We start from the raw sequence: 17,868 nt of genomic DNA on the forward strand, positions 1-17,868 counted from the left end.
TGAACCCCGCTAGGCCGCGCCAAGTTGCAGCGCCAGCGAAGATTCAGCCGGACAACTTCGCCTGTTGGAGAACCGACTCGGCTGCGGCCGCGCTGGGCAGGCCCTGGGGAGGGCGAAGCTTCGCCAGCACCTCCGCGAAGCCGGCACGTTGGGTTCCGGCGCTGCTGCCATCGGCAAGAAGGGCGTGCAGGCCTTCCGCCAGCGCCGCCGGCGTTGCCGCTTCCTGCAGGTATTCGGGCACGACCAGGCGTTCGGCCAGCAGGTTCACGAGGCTCGCGAAGGGCACGCGGACCAGGCGACGCACGATCGCGGCCGTGATCGGGTTCACGCGATAGGCAACGAGATGCGGGATGCCGGCGACCGCCATCTCCACCGATGACGTGCCGGACTTGATCAGGCCGGCGCCGCGCTGCGCCGCGGCGGCGAAGGCGTCATGCTTCTCCGCGATGTCGGTGACGAGGATCGGCTTCACCGGCCAGTCGGCGGTGCCCGCGCGCACCGCTTCCGCCACCACGGCGGAGACGGGCAGCACGGGAACGAGGCCGGGATGGCGCGGCGCGAGGAGGCGGAGCGCGGCGCCGAAGATCGGCAGCAGGCGCTTCACCTCCATGCGGCGCGATCCCGGCATGACGATGAGGACGGGGGCGTCTGGCGCGATGCCGTGGGCGGCGCGGAAGCGCGCGCCATCGCCGGCATCGACGCCGGATTCCAGCACGGGATGGCCGACGAAATCGGCCTTGATGCCGGCGGCCTCGAAGATCACGGGTTCGAAGGGCAGCAGGCAGAGGATGCGGTCGACGCGCGCCTTGATCTTCTCGATCCGCCCCGGGCGCCAGGCCCAGATCTGCGGGGCGACGTAGTGGATGACGGGGATGCCGAGCGGGCGGATGCGCTCCGCGAGGCGGAGCGTGAAGCCGGGGCTGTCGATGGTGACGATGGCGGCGGGGCGGCGCGCGGCGATGTCGTCCGTCGTTTCCTGCAGGCGCCGGGCCAGGCGGCGGATATTGGGCAGCACCTCGATCAGCCCCATCAGCGCCAGTTCACGCATCGGGAAGAGGGAGGCCATGCCCTGTTCGGCCAGGCGGTCGCCGCCGATGCCGGCGAACCGGATGCCCGGGACGCGGGCGCGCAGCGCGGCGACGAGGCGCGCGCCGAGCACGTCGCCGGAGGCCTCGCCGGCCACGATGTAGATGAGGGGGGTTGTCATGCGCCCCTCATGCAAAGGTCGCGACGGCGGGGCGCGGCATGGGTTCCCGCGGGAAGTCGCGGTGGTTGCGCACCGCGCCGTGTTCGCGGACGTGGTCGATGAGGGCGGGGTCCAGCGTGGCGAAGACCCAGCCCGGCGCATCGAGGGCGCCGGCGGCGACGACGCCATCCTCCGGGAAGCCGCGATCGGGCGGGCCATAGACCGCGCATTGCCCGTGATTCTCATCCAGCGCCACGGACCAGGGGGCGAGGCCCACCGTGGGGGCGACGGCGACGAAGCACTGGTTCTCCAGCGCGCGGGCCTGGGCACCGATGCGGATGCGGGAGAAGCCGTGCAGGCTGTCCGTGCAGGAGGGGGCAAGGATCAGCCAGGCGCCCTGCTCGACCTGCGCGCGGACATGCTTCGGGAATTCGACGTCGTAGCAGACGGAAAGCCCGATGCGGCCCCAGGGCGTGTCGAAGACCCGCGGCGTGGCGCCGGGGGAGACGCCCCAGCGCTCGGATTCGAAGCGCGTCATCATGCGCTTCTGCTGGACGGCCATGCGGCCATCGGGGGCGATGATCGGGGCCACGTTCACGACGCGGCCGTCTTCCCGCATGGGCAGCGTGCCGGGGGCGAGGAAGAGGCCGCTGCGGATGGCGGCCTGCCGCATGGCGGCCAGGATAGCGTCGGCATGCGCGATCATGGCCCGGAGTTCCGTCGCCTCGTCCGGGGCCGTGTTGCCCGCGAGGCCGGCGCCGAGTTCGACGCTGGCGTATTCCGGCAGCAGGACGAGGTCGGCCCGGCCGCGTGCCTCGTCGAGCCGCGCGTCCAGCCGGGCGGCGAAATCGGCGACGGTCAGGGGATGCCCGACCTCCCAGGCCAGCAGGCCGAGGCGGAGCGGGCGGGGCGGGGGCGTCACAGGGACTTGGCCCAGAAGGAGAGGCGGTGCGGCGTTTCCGCGCTGGCGCCGATCTCCTTCCAGGAGAAGGTGACGGCGAGGCCTGGCAGGGGTTCGTAGCCGCGCTTCCGCCAGAAGGCATCGAGGGGCACGTGGCCGGGCGGGCGGCGCGGGTCGTCCGGCGCGCGATCGACGCCGCAGAAGGTGGCGCGGGCGAGGCCGAGGCGGCGGGCATGCGCCTCCCGCTCCGCGAAGAAGCGCACGCCGGCGCCCTGGCCGCGGTACTCCCGCAGCAGCACCGATTCGCCGAAATAGCAGTGGATGGCGGGGTCGAGGCCGGCGGCCTCGAAGGCTTCCCGCACGGGCGCGTGGCCCTGGGTCATGGGTTCGCAGGTGGCGGCACCGACCACGCGGTCGCCAGCCCGGCAGACCACGACGGCCGCGCCGGGGGCGTCGGCATAGGCGCGGAGATACTGCCGCTCATAGGCCTCGTCGCCATCGTAGAGGTAGGGCCATTCCGCGAAGACGGCGATGCGCAGCCCCGCCAGCGCCGGCAGCAGCGGGTGCAGGGCCGGGCCGGACAACGTCTCGAAGGTGAGATGCCCAGGGCTGGAATGGACGCGTGCCATGGCGGGATGCATAGGGGGGCGCCGCCGGCTGTGGAAGGGGATTGCGCGCGTGGACTGGATCGAGGCGATGGGGCTGGCGGCCGGGGCGATGACGACGTCCGCCTTCGTCCCGCAGGCCGTGAAGACCTGGCGCACGCGGTCGGCGCGGGACTTCAGCCTCGGCCTGCTGGTGCTGCTGGTGGCGGGGAACACGCTGTGGATGGCCTATGGCTTCCTCAAGGGGTCCATGGGCCTGGTCGCGGCGAACCTGATCACGGTGCCGCTGACGATGTATTTGCTGGCGGTGAAGCTGCGGCGGGGTTAGGGCGCGACCCCCACGAGGATTGCACGACCCCCACGAGGATTGCGCTACCCCCACCCTAACCCTCCCCCGCAAGCGCGGGGGAGGGAATGGTCGGAATCAGGCCAGGCCGGCGACGGCGGCGTCGCGGGTCGGGTGGATGCTGAGGATCTTGTCGAAGCCGCTGATCTCCAGGACTTCCCGCACGGGGGCCTGGGGGGAGGCGACCGCGAAGCTGCCGCCGGCGGCCTTGGCCTGCTTGGCGGCCTTCAGCAGCACGCGCAGCCCGGCGGAGGAGACGTAGTGGACCTCCGCCAGGTCGGCCACGACCTTGGCGCCGCCTTCGAGCATGCCGAGGATGGCGGATTCGGCGGTGGGGGCGGTCGCGGTGTCGAGGCGGCCCTTGAGGGCGGCGACCTTCACGCCGGAGGCGGTGCTTTCAGTGATATCCATGAGGCCTGTCCTGTCCTGTCCGGCGTGACTTACACCATCGGCGCGTAGCGCGCGATCTGGGCGTAGATTTCCCGGATCGCATCGGCGAGGGAGCGGTTCAGCTCCTCGAGGTCCGCCACGGAGTCGATGCGCGCCTGCACGCGGTCGAGCTCATTGGAGGAGAGCAGCAGGGAGAAGAGCCCGCCCGCGCGGCAGAGCCCGATCAGCATGGAATCGCGCGGATCGGGGATCTCGTCGTTGAAGAGCACGCCCATGATGCGGGCCTTCACCTCCCGCTCCTCCTTGTCGGAGATCACGGGGTAGCGGCGTTCCGGGAAGACCCAGAGGAAGCGACCCTCGACGCGCTTCAGGATGCCCTTGGAGACCAGGCGGGCGAAGAGCGCCTCCCGGTACTCGTCGGCATCGGCGGCCAGCGTCTCGATCCAGTGGCGGCTGTCCTGCGTGTCCGTCGCCGCGGCGATCTGCGCCAGCGCGCGGTCCTGCAGCGCGTCGCCGGTCGGCGCCGGGTTCACGACGTAGAGGCGGTTTGGGTCGGTGTCGATGCGGCCCGCCAGCGCGAGTTCGGCGAGCACGGCGCCGGCGATGGCGAAGTCGCCCGAGGGGGCGGCGCGTTCCTGCAGGCGCCCGGTCTCGTCATCCAGCATCAGGAGGAGGATCTCCTCCGGCATCGTCAGCGGCATGGCGTTCCCGCACTCCCTCGGCCCGTCAGTTGGCGGGCGCCAAGGTCGCGCGGGGCGGGGGGCAAGTCAACGCGGGTGCGAGAGGGTCATGCCGCCACGATGGCGGGCGGTTTGTCGGCCGCGTCGAGGAAGGCGGCCAGGCCATCGCGCACCACCGCGGGGTCGAGGTCCCGCAGGATGAAGACGAGGCGGGATCGGCGGGGCTGGCCCTCGGGCCAGGCGGCAAGCCGCTTCGGCGGGTGGAAGATGTGCTGCACGCCATGCACGGCGACGGGCCGATCCTCCCCCGCCAGGTCGAGGATCCCCTTCATGCGCAGCACGCTGGCGCCGCGCGTCATCGCCAGCATCTCGAGGAAGGTGGCGAGGCCGTCCCAGGGAAGGGGCGCGTCGTAGTCCAGGCAGAGCGCCTGGATGCGGGCATCGTGGCGGTTGGGGTCGTGGTGGTGGTGATGGCCGTGGTGGTGGTGGCCGTGGTCGTGGCCATGGTCATGGCCATGGCCGTGGGGGCCGGCGGCGCCGATCCAGGCGGCGACATCGGGCGCCTTCACGGCGGGGTCGTAGGGACCGGCGGCCAGCAGCAGCGCGGGATCGATCGCGCCGTGATCCGCCACCAGGATCGGCGCGACGGGGTTCAGCGCTGCGAGGCGCGCGCGGAGCGCGGTGACCGCCTCCGCCGTCGCGAGGTCGGTCTTGGTGAGCACCAGGCGGTCGGCGACGGCGGCCTGGCGCAGCGCTTCCGGCTGTTGGTCCAGCGTGGCGGCGCCGGTCGCGGCATCGACCAGCGTCACGACGCCATCCAGCACGAAGCGCGCGCCGATGCGCGGGTCCGACATCAGCGTGTGCAGGATGGGGGCGGGGTCGGCGAGTCCCGTCGTCTCCACCACTACGCGCCTCACCGCCTGGCCGGCCAGCACGCGGTCCCAGAGGCTGTCGAGGGCGCGGGCGAGGTCGCCGCGGATGGTGCAGCAGAGGCAGCCGGCATTCAGCAGGACGGTGTCGCCATCGAGGCGGTCCACCAGGAGGTGGTCCAGCCCGACCTCCCCGAACTCGTTGATCAGCACGGCGGTGTCCGCCATGGCGTCGTGCTTCAGCAGGGCGTTCAGCAGCGTGGTCTTGCCGGCGCCGAGGAAGCCCGTGAGGACGGTGAGCGGGATCATCGGCCGTACAACACGTCCGGATCGACTTCCGGCGCCGCGATGGTGGCGAGTTCGCCGTCGCGGATCGCGCGGTAGAAGCAGGTGCGGCGGCCGGTGTGGCAGGCGACGCCGGTCTGGTCCACCAGCGCCAGCACCGTGTCGCCATCGCAATCCAGCCGGAGGTCGACCAGGCGCTGGACCTGGCCCGAACTCTCCCCCTTGCGCCAGAGCGCGCCGCGGGAGCGGGACCAGTAGCAGACGGTGCCGGTGGTCAGCGTTTCCGCCACCGCGGCGCGGTTCATCCAGGCCACCATCAGCACCTCCCCCGTGTCATGCTGCTGGGTTACGCAGGTGACGAGGCCGTGGCTGTCGAAGCGGATGGCATCGAGCAGCAGGCCGCGGGCGGCGGGGTCGGCGATGGCGCCCTGGTGGGGCGGGGGGATGGGTGTGCCGGTCATGATGATACACTATATCATGGTGGCGCCGGATGCGGACAGCCGGCCGGCCACGGGGAATCGGCATGACGGAACACGCGCATGACGCGCATCACGGGTCTGGCCACGGGCACCACGCGCATCGCGGCGGGGATGTCGAGGCGAGCCTGGAGCGCGCGGCGGCGACCTGCCTGGCGCGCGGCGCGCAGCTGACGGAGCTGCGGCGGCAGGTGCTGCGTCTGGTGCTCGAATCGGGGCAGCCGATCGGGGCCTATGCGCTGCTGGACCGGCTGCGGGGGGAACGGCGCGGGGCGGCGCCGCCCACGGTCTATCGCGCGCTGGATTTCTTGATGGAGCAGGGGCTGATTCACAAGATCGAGCGGCTGAACGCCTTCGTCGGCTGCGCGGAGGAGCCAGGGCATGGCCACACCCATGCCCACCCGCATCCCCACCAGTTCCTGATCTGCGGCCGCTGCGGGAGCACCGCGGAGGTATGCGACGAGGGGGTGGCGCATGCAGTGGCCGGGGCCGCGGCCAGGCTGGGCTTCGTGGTGCATCGAACGACAGTGGAAGTCGAAGGTATTTGCGCGCATTGTGCGTCGGCGGACGCTACCGCTGGTTGACGCATCTTTTCGTGGTGCGAAGGAAACTATTGGAAAGGCAATAAATTTCCTGTTTTTGCGAACGTTGCAATGCAGTTCTGGTCTGGCAGAACCATGGCATGAAGAAGACTGCGGATTGGCCTGCGCGCCGTGAGGCAGCGCTCGCCCTGTTGCGACGACTGCGCGAAATCGATCAGCGAGTGGGTGTGAAGAACAGCCGCATCGCCTTCGATGTGGCGTTGCTGTTTTACGAAGGCTCCGCGGCGGTGCCGCCGACGGCGCTTTCCGTTGACCAGATCGCGGCCCTGACGGGCTATAGCGGCCCCACCGTTCGCCTCGTGCTGAAGCGTCTGATGGAAGGCGAAACGGTCGCCACCAGCCGCCGTGTGGGCAAGACACAACTCTATGAGATGACCGCGAAGGGCCGGATCGGCTTTGACGATTACGTGAACGCCGTCCTGGCCTTCAACGCCGCGCCGCTATAGCCCTCGTTCGGTATCCCCGCCAGACCGGGCATTCCGGGTAGAATACCGAATCGGTTGCAACGTCCCGGGGCCGTCCCGGCCCCGGGTTCGACGCTTCCTTACCCCGCCAGTTTGGCGAGGCCCTGCTCCAGATCGGCGATGATGTCCGCCACCTCCTCCAGCCCGATATGCAGGCGGATCGCCTGGCCGGGCAGGGGCGCGGAGACGGCGCGCCCCAGCATGGCGTTGGTCGGCAGGGCCAGGCATTCATAGCCGCCCCAGCTCGCGCCGATGCCGAACAGCTTCAGGCTGTCCACGAATCGGAAGGCGTCGGCCTCGGTGTAGCGGGGCTGCAGCACGATGCCGAACAGGCTGCAGGCGCCGGTGAAGTCGCGCTTCCACAGCTCGTGCCCCGGCGCGCCGGGAAGGGCGGGGTGGCGGACTTCCAGCACCTCCGGCCGGCCGGCCAGCCATTCGGCGACGATGAGCGCGCTTTCCTCCTGATGCGCCAGGCGCAGCGGCATGGTCCGCACGCCGCGCAGCGCCAGCCAGCAATCATCGGGGCTGGCGTAGTGGCCCATGGCGGACGCCGCGCCACGGACGATGAGGTGATGGTCCCGGCTGTTCACCGTGACGCTGCCCAGCAGGATGTCGGAATGCCCGCCGACATATTTTGTGAGTGCCTGGATCGAGACGTCGCAGCCATGGCGGAAGGGCTGGAAGTGGTGGATGCCCCAGGTGTTGTCGATCATGCTGACCGCGCCGTGCTTCTTCGCCACCGCCGTCAGGGCGGGCACGTCCTGCACCTCGAAGGTGTGGGAGCCGGGGCTCTCCAGGTAGAGGACCTTCGTGTTGGGGGTCCAGAGCGCCTCGAGCCCCGCGGCATCGATGCAGGGGTCGAAGAAGACCGTCTCGATCCCCCAGCCCTTCATCAGGCCCTCGGCGAGGGACCGCGCGGGGCCATAGGCGCTGTCCGACATCAGGCAGCGGTCACCGGCCTTGAGGAAGGCCAGCAGCGGCACCGCGACGGCGGCGAGGCCGGTGCCGGTGATGGTGCAATGCGTGCCGCCCTCGATCTCCGCCACCACGTCTTCCAGCGCGTAGTGGGTGGGCCCGCCCTGGGTGCCATAGGTCATCACCCGGTCGAAGCGGTGCTTCGCATTGTCCATCCGCGCCTGGCAGGACGGCGCGGTGACGGTGGAGCCGCGATGCACCGGCGGGTTCACGAAGCCCAGGCTGCGGATGGGCGGCCGCGCCGCATGGGACATGCGCGTGGCGAAGGCGTGCCCTTCGTGTCCGGTCTTGGGGGCTGAATCGTCGGGCATCAGGAAGCGCTCGTTTCTTTCGGGGTTTCGGGCCGGCTGGCCCATTCGGTCCAGGATCCGTCATAGACGGCGGGCTCGGGCAGCCCGGCGCGCAGCGCGCCGAGCGTCAGCACGGTGGCCGTGACGCCGGAGCCGCAGGAGGTGACGATGGGCCTTTCGCCATCGGCGCCGCGTGCCGCGAACATCGCGCGCAGCGTCGCGGCATCCTTCATCGTGCCATCGGCATTCACCAGGTCGGCGGCCGGCAGGCTGGCCGCGCCCGGCATGTGGCCGGAGGGCAGGCCGGCGCGGGGTTCCGGCGCCTTGCCGTCGAAGCGCGCCTTGCTGCGGGCATCGAGGATCAGCGCCTCCCCCCCGCCCTGGCGGACGATCCGCTTCACATCACCGATGCCGATCAGGCGCTTCGCGACGAAGTCGGGGATGAAGGAGACCGGCGTGACCGGGGCCGCGTCGCCGGTCTCGACCGGGCGGCCTTCCCGCTGCCATTTCGGCAGGCCGCCATCCAGCACGGCGGCCTTCTCATGCCCGAAGAGCCGCATCATCCACCAGCCCCGCGGCGAGGCGCGGAGCCCGTGCTGGTCGTAGAAGACCACGCGCGTGTCGTTGGAAACGCCGAGCGCGCCGATCAGCTTCGCGAAGTGCGCCGGCGTCGGGACCATGTGCGGCAGGTCGGTGTGCGGGTCGGCGATCTTGTCAATGTTGAAGAGGCGCGCGCCGGGCAGGTGGGCGCTCCGGAAGCCGTCCGGCGCATTGCCCTGCTCCGTCGGCAGGTAGGTGGTGCAGTCCAGCACCACGAGGTCGGGCTTGCCGAGCTCGGCCGCCAGCCAGTCGGTCGTGACCAGGTTGTCCATGGCCGTCAGTCCCCCAGGACGATGTGGATGCGCCGGTTCTGCCGGCCCTTGCTCTCGAGCTTCGTCACCTCGACGCGCCCGATCTCCCCGGTGCTGCGCACATGCGTGCCGCCGCAGGGCTGGAGATCGATGGGCGCGACCTCCGTCCCGATGCGCACCAGCCGCACGCGGCCCGCGCCGCGGGGCGGCTGGACGGAGAGGGTGCGGACGAGGGCGGGGTTGGCGTCCAGCTCCGACTCGCTGATCCAGGTGGTGGAGATGGGATGGTCCGCTGCGACGAGTTCGGCGAGCTTCTGCGTGAACCACTCCTTCGCCGGCGGCTCCGCGAGATCGACGTCGAGGCGCGACTTCTCCGCGCCGATCTGGTTGCCCGTCGCGTAGATGCCCGGGAGGATGCTGCACAGCAGGTGCAGCGTGGTGTGCATGCGCATGTGCCGGTGGCGGCGGTCCCAGTCGAGCGTGACCGTGACGGTGGCGCCGACCGGCGGCGCCGCGCTGCCGGGGGCGAGGCCGTGCAGGATGGCGCCGGCCTCGCCCTTGATGGCTTCCGCGATGACGGCCTCTCCGCCCGCCCAGCGCATCGTGCCGCTGTCGCCGGGCTGGCCGCCGCTGCGGGCGTAGAGGCAGGTGCGGTCGAGGAGGACACCCTTCTCCTCCACCGCGAGCACCGTCGCGGTGCATTCCTTGAGATAGGAGTCGTCGGTGAACAGCGGGTCGGTCATTTCGAGAAAATCCAGTCGGCGCGCAGACGCGCGCGGTTCAGTTGCAGCCACATCAGGGAGAGTGCCGCGGGGGCGTTCTCGATCCGGTTCTCCGCCACCAGGCGGAAGGCATCCTCGGCCGGCAGGGTAACGACGCGCGTCTCCTCATGCTCCGTCGCCAGGCCATGGGTGGTGGCGCCGGTGCCCGACAGGTCCACCTGGCCGCAGAAGAAATGCACCACCTCGTCGCAGCCGCCCTGCATCAGCATGAAGCGGCCGATCGGGGCCATGGCGCGGGCGGTGAGGCCCGTCTCCTCCGTCAGTTCGCGCCGCGCGGAGGCTTCGGCGTCCTCGCCGGCTTCCAGCAGCCCGGCGGGGCATTCGGTCATCACGGGTTCCATGCCGGCGGAGAGCGCGGGCAGGCGGAACTGCTCGATCAGGGCGATGCGGTCGGTGGCGGGGTCATAGGGCAGGACCAGCACGCCCTGGCCGCGGCGCCACAGCTCCCAGGTCAGGATGCCGGATGGCGTGCCGTCGAAGCGCGTGTAGCGGAAGCGCACGCGCTGCAGGGCGAAGCGCTGCGCCCAGACGACCTCGTCCTCCAGGACCTCCAGCCCGGGATGGGGCGGGATGGGCGGCGCTTTCGGGTGGCGTGGGGTGGCGCTCATGCGGCCGGGACCGTAGCTTCGTCACCCAGGAAGGTCCATGTCCCCACCACCCCCGTCTGATTCGCTGCGCGCTGCCCGCACCCGGGCCATCCTCCTCGTCATCGGGGCTTCCGCCACCTTCGCCGTGGCGGCCGCGGGGGTGAAGGCCATCGGCACGGCGCTGCCGGTGGCGCAGGTGGTGATGTTCCGCAACCTCTTCGCGCTGCCGATCCTCTTCGTGCTGCTGGCGCGGGCGGGGGGATGGTCGGCGCTGGCCACGCGCCATCCCGGGCAGCACGCGCAGCGCGCGCTGTGGGGCATGTTCGGCATGTTCGGCGCCTTCCACGGCTATGCGAATCTGCCGATCGCGACGGTGACGGCACTCGGCTTCACCATGCCGCTGTTCCTGACGGCGCTGTCCGTGGTGCTGCTGAAGGAACAGGTGGGCTGGCGGCGCTGGTCGGCCGTGGTGGTGGGGTTTCTCGGCGTGCTGATCATGGTGCGGCCGGTCGGCGGCGGGGAGGCCGCGCTGCCGCCGCTCTCCGTCGCCATCGTGCTGCTGGGGTCGGTCGGCTGGGCGCTGGCGATGATGACCATCCGGCGCATGGGCGATGCGGGGGAGAGCGGCGTCGCCATCGTCATCTGGTTCGCGTTGATCAGCGCCACGGCGTCGGGGATCGCCACCATCCCGGTCTGGGTGACGCCGGATGCGACGCAATGGGCGCTGCTGGTGGCGATCGGGCTCGCTTCCGCGCTGGCGCAGCTGCAGATGACGGCGGCCTATCGCCGCGGGGAGACGACGCTGCTCGCCCCGTTCGAGTATTCGGGCATCATCTGGACGATGATGGTCGGCATCGGGATCTGGGCGGAATGGCCCGACTGGTACGACCTGCTGGGCTTCACGGTGCTGGTCGCCGCCGGGCTCTACATCTGGCACCGGGAAGTTGTGCGAAGCGCGCGGAGATAGGGTGCGAAGGGCCCGGCGGGAGTTCAGCTGCCTGCCAGAAGGCGGCCCAGGCGCTGGGTCAGATTATGCCCTGGGTGGCTGCGGAGCAGCACCGCGTAATGGGCCGAGGCCGTCGCCATATCGCCGGCGGCCAGGGCGAAATCCGCCAGCCGCGCCTGCGCCACCGGGTGGTCCGGCACGGCGCGGATGGCGGCGCGATAGGCATTGGCGGCGGGGCCGTCCTCGCCCAGGCGGTCCAGCAGCCTTCCCTGGGCGACCAGCAGCTGCGCCTCCCGCTGCGCGGTGCCCTTCATCTCGTGCAGCAGCAGGGTGCAGGCGGCCTCCAGCGCCGCTTCCGTGTCGATCGGCGGCGGCGGCGCGGGCGGGCCCTCGGCCGGCGCGGCCGCCGGCATCTCCGCGAAGAGCGATGGCCGGTCCGGGAACCAGCGGCGGCGCGTCGCCTCGTTGACCGCCTCGTAGCGGGCGAGGAAGGCGGCGGCCTCGGCGGGCGGCGGCTTCCAGCCGGGGCCGGGCATGGCGTCCGACACCGCGGTCGCGAAGCGGCGCCAGAGGGGGGAGGCGGCGGACAGCCCCTCCGGCGTGTCGCGCATCGCCTCTCCCATCCGGCGCATCAGCTCGATGGCGGCGGGGGTGACGGAGAGGTTGCTGTGGCGGTCGGGGTCGTCCGGCGGCACGGCGAGGTCGATACCGGCCAGCGCCAGGAAATCATCCACCGCGTCGCCATTCAGCATGCTGCCGCGTTCGAAGATGCGGGGCTCGATCGCGGCGTCGCCGAAGACGGCGGCCCAGTTGTCCAGCACCGTCGCGTAGTCGTAGTGCGGCAGGCGGTCCGGGCCATAGGGCGGCAGGCCCGGCGGGCTGATCTGCGCGACGCGCAGCGCCTGGGTGTAGCCGCTGGCGAAATGCGCATCCTGCCGCCGCAGATACATCACGACGCGGATGCGCCCGGCCAGGGGCGCGACGAGGTCCCGCAGCCGCGCGATGGCCTCCCGCGTGGCCAGCAGCCCGGCGCATTGCTCGGCGGAGAGGATGATGAGGCGGGTGGTGGCGGGGAGCGCCGCCATCTCCTCCGCGAACTCCCGCCGGAAGCGGGCCAGGCGGGCTTCCGCGCCCATGCCGTCCCAGAGGGCGGGGTTGAAGTGGCCGAGCTGGTCGGGCGCGACGAGGGAGGCCGGCAGCATCCCGTGGTTCGCCCAGCCGGGGGAGGCGGGGTAGCAGACGCCCATGGCCAGAAGCTGCGCCCGGCGCGCGCCCAGCACCCGCTGGATGGAGGAGGTGCCGGTCTTGGACTGGCCGATATGGAGGATCAGCTCGGGCCGGCCCGGCTCAGGGGCCGGCGCCTCCAGATGCGCGGCGGCGGGGGGCGGGGCGAGGACGGGCGCGTTGAAGGGGCGGAGCGGCGGCAGCATCGGCGTCAGAGCGCCTTGCGGAACCAGATCCGCGCATGCCCGGCCGGCATGCCGTCCAGCCGTCCGAACTCCTGGTAGCCGTTCTGCGCCCAGAAATCGGGCGCCTGGAAGCTGAAGGTATCGGTATAGGCATGGGCGCAGCCGCGGTCGCGGGCGATGGCCTCCGCCCGCATCAGCAGCTCCGACCCCACGCCCTTGCCGCGGAGGTCGCGGGACAGCCAGAGCCAGTCGATGAACAGCCAGCCCCAGAAGGTCAGGCCGAGCAGCCCACCCCGCGCCGTGCCGTCCGGCGCGCGGGCCAGCAGGGTGACGGGTTCGCGGTCGTAGTCCCCGCCCATCTCCTGGTTGTAGGCATGCAGGCCGCGCTGGATGGCGGCGACGGCATCGAGTTCGGGGAAGGCGTCCTCGCTGATCTCGACGCCGGCGTCGGGCGCCATGCCGCGGGGGCGAAGCGGGGGCGGCTCGATCGCTTCGGCAATGGCGGCGGCCTTGCGGAGCGCCGGCTTGGCGGCGGTGATGCGGGATCGGGTGCCCTTGGCGCCCGTCGGCTTGGCCATGTGTTCGGTATTCCTCGGAAGGCAGGCGAGGTCGTCACGGCCTGCGGCAATAGCGGCGGGCGGCTGCCGGCGCAAAGCGGGGCTGTTTCACCCGTTGCGCAGGGCCTTCAGCGCGGCGGCGAGGGCGCGCATCTCCTCCGCCGCCACGGAGTTCGGCGCGGATTCCGTCACGCCGAGGCCGGCGGCGAAGGCCTGGGCGATGCCGGTGCGGTTGCCGATGGCGGGCTGCAGCAGCGTCAGGCCGCGCTTGGCGATCTCCGCCTGGATCATGGTGAGCAGCTTGCCGGAGGCGGGGGCGCGGTTGAGGGCGATGGCGGCGGGCCGCTTCTCCCCGCGGGCCAGGTCGAGGGTGGCGTCCATTGCCCAGAGATCGGCGGGGGAGGGCTGGAGCGGCACCAGCACCAGGTCGGCGCCGCGGATGGCGATCTTGGCGTCGGTGTCGGCATGCGGCGGCGTGTCGAGCAGCACGAAGTCGTGGCTGCGGCGGAGCTTGTCGAGCGCGGCAGGGACCCGCCAGCCGGCGGGGGCATCGAGGTCGAGATGGGTGGCCCGGCGGCCGGCCTTGGCGCGTTCGGCGCCCCAGCGGGCGAGGGTCTGCTGCGGGTCCGTGTCCAGCAGGGCGACACGGGCGCCGCTGCCGGCCAGCGCCGTGGCCAGGTTGGCCGTCAGGGTGGATTTGCCGGCGCCGCCCTTGCGCTGCGCGACCGCCACGATGAAGGCCATGCCTGCGACTCCATGTCCCGGTTCGCGGGAAGCCTAGCAAATCCTGGGACGCCGGTCGCGAAGCGCTGGATTCAGCGGGGTTGCGCGGGGCCTTCCTGGGCGCGGGTGGTGCTGGCGTCGGGGCGTGCGCCGGGACGCGGGCCGATGGGCGACTGCCCGGCCTGGCCGGCGCCCTCGCTGCTCTCGGGCTGGCGCTGGTTGGGCACGGCGGGGGCGGGCAGGGTGGTGTGGCCCGGCGGCGGCTCGGTGCGGGCCGGTTCCTGGCGCGGCGTGCCGGTGCCGACGGGCGGCTGGGCCGGGGCGGTGGGCGGGCTCGCGCGGTCGCCTTCCATGCGGGTGGGCGGTGGGCGGGACCCGGCGGCGGGCTGCCGGTCCAGCTGCTGGGCTGCCACCGGCATGGCGAAGAGGGCGGCGAGGAGCGTGGGGGGAAGCAGGATTTTCATGGGACCGGAGCGCGCCAGGGGCCGCAGGGTTCGATAGGCTGCCGGCATGGACGAGCTTCTGACACCCGAGGAGATGACCCGCGCCGATGCCGCCGCGATCGCGGGGGGCATTCCCGGGCTGACGCTGATGGAGGCCGCCGGCCGCGCCGTGGCCCGGGCGGTGATGCGCCGCTTCCGGCCGGTGCGGACGCTGGTGCTGGCGGGGCCGGGCAACAATGGCGGCGATGGCTATGTCGTCGCCCGGCTGCTGGAGCAGGCGGGCTGGCCGGTCGTCGTGGCCGCGCTGGCGCCGCCGCGGCCTGGCACGGATGCGGCCGCCGTCGCCGCGCGCTGGCGGGGGCCGATGGCGGATTTCTCCACCGCGTCCGTGGCGCGGGCCGGGCTGGTGATCGACGCGGTGTTCGGGGCGGGGCTGTCGAAGCCGGTCGATGGGCTGGCGGCCGAGGTGCTGGGCGCTGTCACGGCGCCGGTGGTGGCGGTGGACGTGCCCTCCGGCGTGGATGGCGCGACGGGCGCGGTGCGGGGCTTCGCGCCGCAGGCGGCGCTGACCGTGACCTTCTTCCGGCTGAAGCCGGGACACCTTCTCTATCCCGGACGCGGGCTGTGCGGAGAGGTGGTGCTGGCGGATATCGGGCTGCCCGCCGGCGTGCTGGCGGCGATCGCGCCGCGCGCCTGGCGCAACGGGCCGGGGCTGTGGCGGCTGCCTCGGCCGGGCGCCGATTCCCACAAATACGCCCGCGGCCATGTGGCGGTGGTGGCGGGGGCGGGGATGACGGGCGCGGCGCGGCTCGTCGCCGGGGCCGCGCGGCGGGCCGGCGCGGGGCTGCTGACCCTGCTGGCGCCGGATGCCGCGACGGCGTCCGTGTTGCGCGCGGGCGATCCCGGCGTGATGGTCAGCGAGGCGGGGGCGGAGTCGCTGCTCGCCGATGCGCGGATCGGCAGCTGGGTGGTGGGCCCCGGCCTGCCGCCGGATGCCGCGACTCGCGCGCTGCTTCGCCAGGCGATCGCGGCCGGGCGGCGGGTGGTGGCGGATGCCGGCGCGCTGCGCGCGGCGACGGGCGATCCGGACGCGCTGGCCGGCGCCGCCGTGCTGACGCCCCATGCCGGAGAATTCTCCGCGGTCTTCGGCCCGCCGGGCGATGACCGCCCCGCCGCCGCGCGCGCCGCGGCCGCGCGGACCGGCGCCGTCGTCGTGCTCAAGGGCGCGGACAGCATCATCGCCGCGCCGGATGGGCGGATCGTGATCAATGCCAACGCGCCGCCCTGGCTCGCCACCGGGGGTACGGGCGACGTGCTGGCGGGCATTGCGGCAGGGCTTCTCGCGCAGGGCATGGCGCCCTTCGAGGCCGCCTGCGCCGCCTGCTTCCTGCATGGCGAAGCCGCCCATCGCATCGGCCCGGGGCTGGTGGCGGAGGACATCGCGGACCACCTGAAGCATGTCCTCGCGGCAAGGCTCCGAAGCTGACCCCGCGGCAACGTTGCAGACCTGACCCCGCGGCAACGTTGCTCGACGCCGCGGGGGGTTCTCGGGCAGAGTGACTGAAACACGCAGAAAGGATCCGTGATGTCGGACCTTGCCGCCCCCGCCGGGCTTTTCGACCGCGCGCTTCGCCGCGTGACCACGCTGTGGCGGGACATGGCGTCCTCCGTGACGGGCGGGGAGGATGAGGGCTTTGCCGCCCAGATGCGCGCCTGCCTGGAGGCGCGGGGCGGCGAGGTCTCGGCGCGGTCCCGCGCCGCGCGACTGGCCCAGGCCTACCTGGCGGCGGACCATGAGGAGCGCGGCGAGTTCCTGCACGCGCTGGCGGCCTTCGACTCGGACGCGGCGGCGGTGACGAAGGCCTGGAACCGGGTGGCGGCGGCGACCGATGTGGCCGAACGCGCGGCCGCGAAGGCGGCGCTGCGCCGCGTGCTGGAACCGCCGCGCCAGCGCCTGCTGACGCAATTCACCACCATCCCGGACGGGGTGAAGTTCCTGGTGGACCTCCGCGCCGACCTGATGGCGCGGATGGAGGGCGAGCCCCTGCTGCAGGCGCTGGAGGCCGATTTCCGCACCCTTCTCGCGGGGTGGTTCGATGTCGGCTTCCTGGAACTCCGCCGCATCGACTGGGCCTCCCCCGCCATGCTGCTGGAGAAGCTGGTGGGGTATGAGGCGGTGCACCGCATCCGCACCTGGCGGGACCTGAAGAACCGGCTCGACAGCGACCGCCGCTGCTACGCCTTCTTCCACCCCCGCATGCCCGACGAGCCCCTGATCTTCGTCGAGGTCGCGCTGGTGGAGGGCATGGCCGCCAGCGTGCAGGGGCTGCTGGACGAGAAGGCGCCGGTGCAGGACCCGAAGACCGCCGATACCGCCATCTTCTATTCCATCAACAACTGCCAGCGCGGGCTGGACGGCATCTCCTTCGGCAACTTCCTCATCAAGCGCGTGGTGGAGCTGCTGAGCGCGGAGTTCGGCAACCTCGACTGCTTCGCCACCCTCTCCCCCATTCCCGGCTTCCGGCGCTGGATGGAGGGGAAGCTCGATGCCGGCGACGCGGCGCTGGTGACGGAGGAGGAGGCCGTGGCGTTGCGGACGCTGGCGCCTGGCGACCTTGCGATCACGGGCCCGGATGAGGCCACGGCGAAGCCCGAGACGGCGGCGCAGACGCTGCGGCGAATCCTGGCCCGGCGCCCGCCGGGGCGGGAGGAGCCGCTGGGCAAGGCGCTGGAGCCCATCCTGATGCGCGCCTGCGCGCGCTACCTGCTGGCGGAGAGCGGCCGCAGCGCCAAGCGGGCGCGCGACCCGGTGGCGCATTTCCACCTGTCCAACGGCGCCCGCGTCGAGCGACTGAACTGGCGCGCCGACACCTCGGAGAAGGGATTCCGGGAGTCCTTCGGGCTGATGGTGAACTACCGCTACGACCCCTCGAAGATCGAGGACTACCATGAGGAGTATGCGGGGGAGGGGAAGCGCGCGGCGTCCTCCGCCATCCGCAAGCTGGCGAAGGGGTTCGTGTGAAGCATCTCCTCGGTGCCGCCATCGCGGCGGCGATGAGCGTGGGGGGCGCGGTGGCGCAGGCCGCGTCGCCGCTTCTGGTGCTGGTCGAGCAGCGCACCGAGGATGGCAGCTTCGAGGAACGCGCCACGCTGCGCTGCGTGGCGGAGGTCCCGTGCCTGGCGCCGACAGCATTGGTGCTGGACGGGCGCCCGGTGGCGACGGTGGTGGCGGTGGAGAACCTCGGCGCCAGCCTTCGCCTGCACGTCATCCCGGACCTGTCCGGACGGCCGGTGGCGTCGTTGACGCCGACGGGCCGGTCCGGCGTCGCCGTCATCAACCTTCGGCAGGCTTCTCGCATGGTCCGGGACGTGTCGCTGCACATCAACCAGGACCGGCAATCCCCGGCGAATGACGCGATGCACCGCAGCCCGCCGAATCCGGTGGCGGTGCTGCGCGTGACGGTCACGGTCGAATAGCGCTGCCCTGCGGCGCCGGCGTAT

22 protein-coding genes are annotated in these 17,868 nt (G+C 72.1%); 7 read left to right on the plus strand and 15 right to left on the minus strand.

The window, feature by feature from the left end:
- Positions 1–43: 43 nt before the first annotated feature.
- From lpxB to G3576_RS11195, 3 genes are read right to left on the minus strand one after another with little or no spacing between them, the layout of a single operon-like run.
- The gene (gene lpxB, locus G3576_RS11185; RefSeq protein WP_164694454.1) at positions 44–1,207 is read right to left on the minus strand and encodes a lipid-A-disaccharide synthase; all 1,164 of its coding nucleotides are present in this window, start codon (positions 1,205–1,207) and stop codon (positions 44–46) included.
- Between the two features lie 7 nt (positions 1,208–1,214).
- Positions 1,215–2,108 carry a carbon-nitrogen hydrolase family protein gene (locus tag G3576_RS11190; protein WP_164694455.1) on the minus strand — a complete coding sequence of 298 codons (894 nt, stop codon included), beginning with the start codon at positions 2,106–2,108 and terminating at the stop codon, positions 1,215–1,217.
- Positions 2,105–2,716, minus strand: coding sequence for a GNAT family N-acetyltransferase (locus tag G3576_RS11195; RefSeq protein WP_164694456.1), 612 nt, complete (start codon positions 2,714–2,716; stop codon positions 2,105–2,107). Before G3576_RS11195 ends, G3576_RS11190 begins: the two co-directional genes overlap by 4 nt.
- Before the next feature lie 49 nt (positions 2,717–2,765).
- Between G3576_RS11195 and G3576_RS11200 the strand changes: the two genes are divergently transcribed.
- The gene (locus tag G3576_RS11200; RefSeq protein WP_328728898.1) at positions 2,766–3,020 is read left to right on the plus strand and encodes a SemiSWEET family sugar transporter; all 255 of its coding nucleotides are present in this window, start codon (positions 2,766–2,768) and stop codon (positions 3,018–3,020) included.
- Positions 3,021–3,116: 96 nt separating this feature from the next.
- Here G3576_RS11200 and G3576_RS11205 read toward each other — a convergent pair whose 3' ends face one another.
- The 4 genes from G3576_RS11205 to hisI form a co-directional block, all read right to left on the minus strand.
- Entirely contained in the window at positions 3,117–3,449 is a 333-nt protein-coding gene (locus G3576_RS11205; protein ID WP_164694458.1) for an STAS domain-containing protein, read from the minus strand.
- A 29-nt stretch (positions 3,450–3,478) separates the two neighbouring features.
- Positions 3,479–4,129: a GOLPH3/VPS74 family protein gene (locus G3576_RS11210; protein WP_164694459.1), complete on the minus strand. Its 651-nt coding sequence runs from the start codon at positions 4,127–4,129 to the stop codon at positions 3,479–3,481.
- 86 nt (positions 4,130–4,215) lie between these two features.
- Positions 4,216–5,286 carry a CobW family GTP-binding protein gene (locus tag G3576_RS11215; RefSeq protein WP_164694460.1) on the minus strand — a complete coding sequence of 357 codons (1,071 nt, stop codon included), beginning with the start codon at positions 5,284–5,286 and terminating at the stop codon, positions 4,216–4,218.
- On the minus strand, positions 5,283–5,723 hold the full coding sequence (gene hisI, locus G3576_RS11220; protein ID WP_164694461.1) for a phosphoribosyl-AMP cyclohydrolase: 441 nt from the start codon (positions 5,721–5,723) through the stop codon (positions 5,283–5,285). The genes G3576_RS11215 and hisI overlap by 4 nt, the downstream gene beginning before the upstream one ends.
- A 62-nt stretch (positions 5,724–5,785) precedes the next feature.
- On the opposite strand from hisI, the gene G3576_RS11225 reads away from it, so the two are divergent.
- Complete coding sequence (locus G3576_RS11225) at positions 5,786–6,322, plus strand: transcriptional repressor (RefSeq protein ID WP_164694462.1); 537 nt, start codon at positions 5,786–5,788, stop codon at positions 6,320–6,322.
- A 98-nt stretch (positions 6,323–6,420) separates the two neighbouring features.
- Entirely contained in the window at positions 6,421–6,786 is a 366-nt protein-coding gene (locus tag G3576_RS11230) for a helix-turn-helix domain-containing protein (RefSeq protein WP_164694463.1), read from the plus strand.
- Positions 6,787–6,884: 98 nt separating this feature from the next.
- Here G3576_RS11230 and metC read toward each other — a convergent pair whose 3' ends face one another.
- Genes metC through G3576_RS11250 form a run of 4 tightly spaced genes read right to left on the minus strand, consistent with a single transcriptional unit; the run spans position 6,885 to position 10,310 of the window.
- The gene (gene metC / locus G3576_RS11235) at positions 6,885–8,090 is read right to left on the minus strand and encodes a cystathionine beta-lyase (RefSeq protein WP_164694464.1); all 1,206 of its coding nucleotides are present in this window, start codon (positions 8,088–8,090) and stop codon (positions 6,885–6,887) included.
- Positions 8,090–8,941, minus strand: coding sequence for a sulfurtransferase (locus G3576_RS11240; protein ID WP_164694465.1), 852 nt, complete (start codon positions 8,939–8,941; stop codon positions 8,090–8,092). The genes metC and G3576_RS11240 overlap by 1 nt, the downstream gene beginning before the upstream one ends.
- Positions 8,942–8,946: 5 nt before the next feature.
- Positions 8,947–9,663, minus strand: a complete 717-nt coding sequence (locus G3576_RS11245) for an alanyl-tRNA editing protein (protein WP_164694466.1) — start codon at positions 9,661–9,663, stop codon at positions 8,947–8,949.
- Positions 9,660–10,310 carry an NUDIX domain-containing protein gene (locus G3576_RS11250; protein WP_164694467.1) on the minus strand — a complete coding sequence of 217 codons (651 nt, stop codon included), beginning with the start codon at positions 10,308–10,310 and terminating at the stop codon, positions 9,660–9,662. Before G3576_RS11250 ends, G3576_RS11245 begins: the two co-directional genes overlap by 4 nt.
- Before the next feature lie 37 nt (positions 10,311–10,347).
- On the opposite strand from G3576_RS11250, the gene G3576_RS11255 reads away from it, so the two are divergent.
- Complete coding sequence (locus tag G3576_RS11255) at positions 10,348–11,256, plus strand: DMT family transporter (protein ID WP_164694468.1); 909 nt, start codon at positions 10,348–10,350, stop codon at positions 11,254–11,256.
- A 23-nt stretch (positions 11,257–11,279) separates the two neighbouring features.
- Here the strand turns inward: G3576_RS11255 and G3576_RS11260 are convergent, their stop codons facing one another.
- The 4 genes from G3576_RS11260 to G3576_RS11275 all read right to left on the minus strand — a co-directional run bounded on the left by G3576_RS11260 (position 11,280) and on the right by G3576_RS11275 (position 14,388).
- Positions 11,280–12,665: a tetratricopeptide repeat protein gene (locus G3576_RS11260; protein ID WP_164694469.1), complete on the minus strand. Its 1,386-nt coding sequence runs from the start codon at positions 12,663–12,665 to the stop codon at positions 11,280–11,282.
- A gap of 5 nt (positions 12,666–12,670) precedes the next feature.
- Positions 12,671–13,222, minus strand: coding sequence for a GNAT family N-acetyltransferase (locus G3576_RS11265; protein WP_164694470.1), 552 nt, complete (start codon positions 13,220–13,222; stop codon positions 12,671–12,673).
- Between the two features lie 87 nt (positions 13,223–13,309).
- Positions 13,310–13,945, minus strand: a complete 636-nt coding sequence (gene parA, locus G3576_RS11270; protein WP_164694471.1) for a ParA family partition ATPase — start codon at positions 13,943–13,945, stop codon at positions 13,310–13,312.
- A gap of 71 nt (positions 13,946–14,016) precedes the next feature.
- The gene (locus G3576_RS11275; protein WP_164694472.1) at positions 14,017–14,388 is read right to left on the minus strand and encodes a hypothetical protein; all 372 of its coding nucleotides are present in this window, start codon (positions 14,386–14,388) and stop codon (positions 14,017–14,019) included.
- A 46-nt stretch (positions 14,389–14,434) separates the two neighbouring features.
- On the opposite strand from G3576_RS11275, the gene G3576_RS11280 reads away from it, so the two are divergent.
- The 3 genes from G3576_RS11280 (at position 14,435) to G3576_RS11290 (ending at position 17,844) form a co-directional block, all read left to right on the plus strand.
- Positions 14,435–15,853 (plus strand): NAD(P)H-hydrate dehydratase, encoded by a 1,419-nt coding sequence (locus tag G3576_RS11280; RefSeq protein WP_235951750.1) that lies wholly within the window; start codon positions 14,435–14,437, stop codon positions 15,851–15,853.
- 99 nt (positions 15,854–15,952) lie between these two features.
- Positions 15,953–17,389, plus strand: coding sequence for a malonyl-CoA decarboxylase (locus G3576_RS11285; protein WP_164694473.1), 1,437 nt, complete (start codon positions 15,953–15,955; stop codon positions 17,387–17,389).
- Positions 17,386–17,844, plus strand: coding sequence for a hypothetical protein (locus tag G3576_RS11290; protein ID WP_164694474.1), 459 nt, complete (start codon positions 17,386–17,388; stop codon positions 17,842–17,844). The genes G3576_RS11285 and G3576_RS11290 overlap by 4 nt, the downstream gene beginning before the upstream one ends.
- Positions 17,845–17,868: the final 24 nt, after the last annotated feature.

Source organism: Falsiroseomonas algicola (assembly GCF_011040385.1).
In the GTDB taxonomy this organism is placed as follows: domain Bacteria; phylum Pseudomonadota; class Alphaproteobacteria; order Acetobacterales; family Acetobacteraceae; genus Falsiroseomonas; species Falsiroseomonas algicola.

Excerpts from the sequence above, each read along its gene's own strand:
- lpxB (WP_164694454.1), bottom strand. The coding sequence starts at position 1,207 with ATGACAACCCCCCTCATCTACATCGTGGCCGGCGAGGCCTCCGGCGAC.
- G3576_RS11195 (WP_164694456.1), bottom strand. The coding sequence starts at position 2,716 with ATGGCACGCGTCCATTCCAGCCCTGGGCATCTCACCTTCGAGACGTTG.
- G3576_RS11205 (WP_164694458.1), bottom strand. The coding sequence starts at position 3,449 with ATGGATATCACTGAAAGCACCGCCTCCGGCGTGAAGGTCGCCGCCCTC.
- G3576_RS11210 (WP_164694459.1), bottom strand. The coding sequence starts at position 4,129 with ATGCCGCTGACGATGCCGGAGGAGATCCTCCTCCTGATGCTGGATGAC.
- G3576_RS11215 (WP_164694460.1), bottom strand. The coding sequence starts at position 5,286 with ATGATCCCGCTCACCGTCCTCACGGGCTTCCTCGGCGCCGGCAAGACC.
- hisI (WP_164694461.1), bottom strand. The coding sequence starts at position 5,723 with ATGACCGGCACACCCATCCCCCCGCCCCACCAGGGCGCCATCGCCGAC.
- G3576_RS11225 (WP_164694462.1), top strand. The coding sequence starts at position 5,786 with ATGACGGAACACGCGCATGACGCGCATCACGGGTCTGGCCACGGGCAC.
- G3576_RS11230 (WP_164694463.1), top strand. The coding sequence starts at position 6,421 with ATGAAGAAGACTGCGGATTGGCCTGCGCGCCGTGAGGCAGCGCTCGCC.
- metC (WP_164694464.1), bottom strand. The coding sequence starts at position 8,090 with ATGCCCGACGATTCAGCCCCCAAGACCGGACACGAAGGGCACGCCTTC.
- G3576_RS11240 (WP_164694465.1), bottom strand. The coding sequence starts at position 8,941 with ATGGACAACCTGGTCACGACCGACTGGCTGGCGGCCGAGCTCGGCAAG.
- G3576_RS11245 (WP_164694466.1), bottom strand. The coding sequence starts at position 9,663 with ATGACCGACCCGCTGTTCACCGACGACTCCTATCTCAAGGAATGCACC.
- G3576_RS11250 (WP_164694467.1), bottom strand. The coding sequence starts at position 10,310 with ATGAGCGCCACCCCACGCCACCCGAAAGCGCCGCCCATCCCGCCCCAT.
- G3576_RS11255 (WP_164694468.1), top strand. The coding sequence starts at position 10,348 with ATGTCCCCACCACCCCCGTCTGATTCGCTGCGCGCTGCCCGCACCCGG.
- G3576_RS11260 (WP_164694469.1), bottom strand. The coding sequence starts at position 12,665 with ATGCTGCCGCCGCTCCGCCCCTTCAACGCGCCCGTCCTCGCCCCGCCC.
- G3576_RS11265 (WP_164694470.1), bottom strand. The coding sequence starts at position 13,222 with ATGGCCAAGCCGACGGGCGCCAAGGGCACCCGATCCCGCATCACCGCC.
- parA (WP_164694471.1), bottom strand. The coding sequence starts at position 13,945 with ATGGCCTTCATCGTGGCGGTCGCGCAGCGCAAGGGCGGCGCCGGCAAA.
- G3576_RS11275 (WP_164694472.1), bottom strand. The coding sequence starts at position 14,388 with ATGAAAATCCTGCTTCCCCCCACGCTCCTCGCCGCCCTCTTCGCCATG.
- G3576_RS11280 (WP_235951750.1), top strand. The coding sequence starts at position 14,435 with ATGGACGAGCTTCTGACACCCGAGGAGATGACCCGCGCCGATGCCGCC.
- G3576_RS11285 (WP_164694473.1), top strand. The coding sequence starts at position 15,953 with ATGTCGGACCTTGCCGCCCCCGCCGGGCTTTTCGACCGCGCGCTTCGC.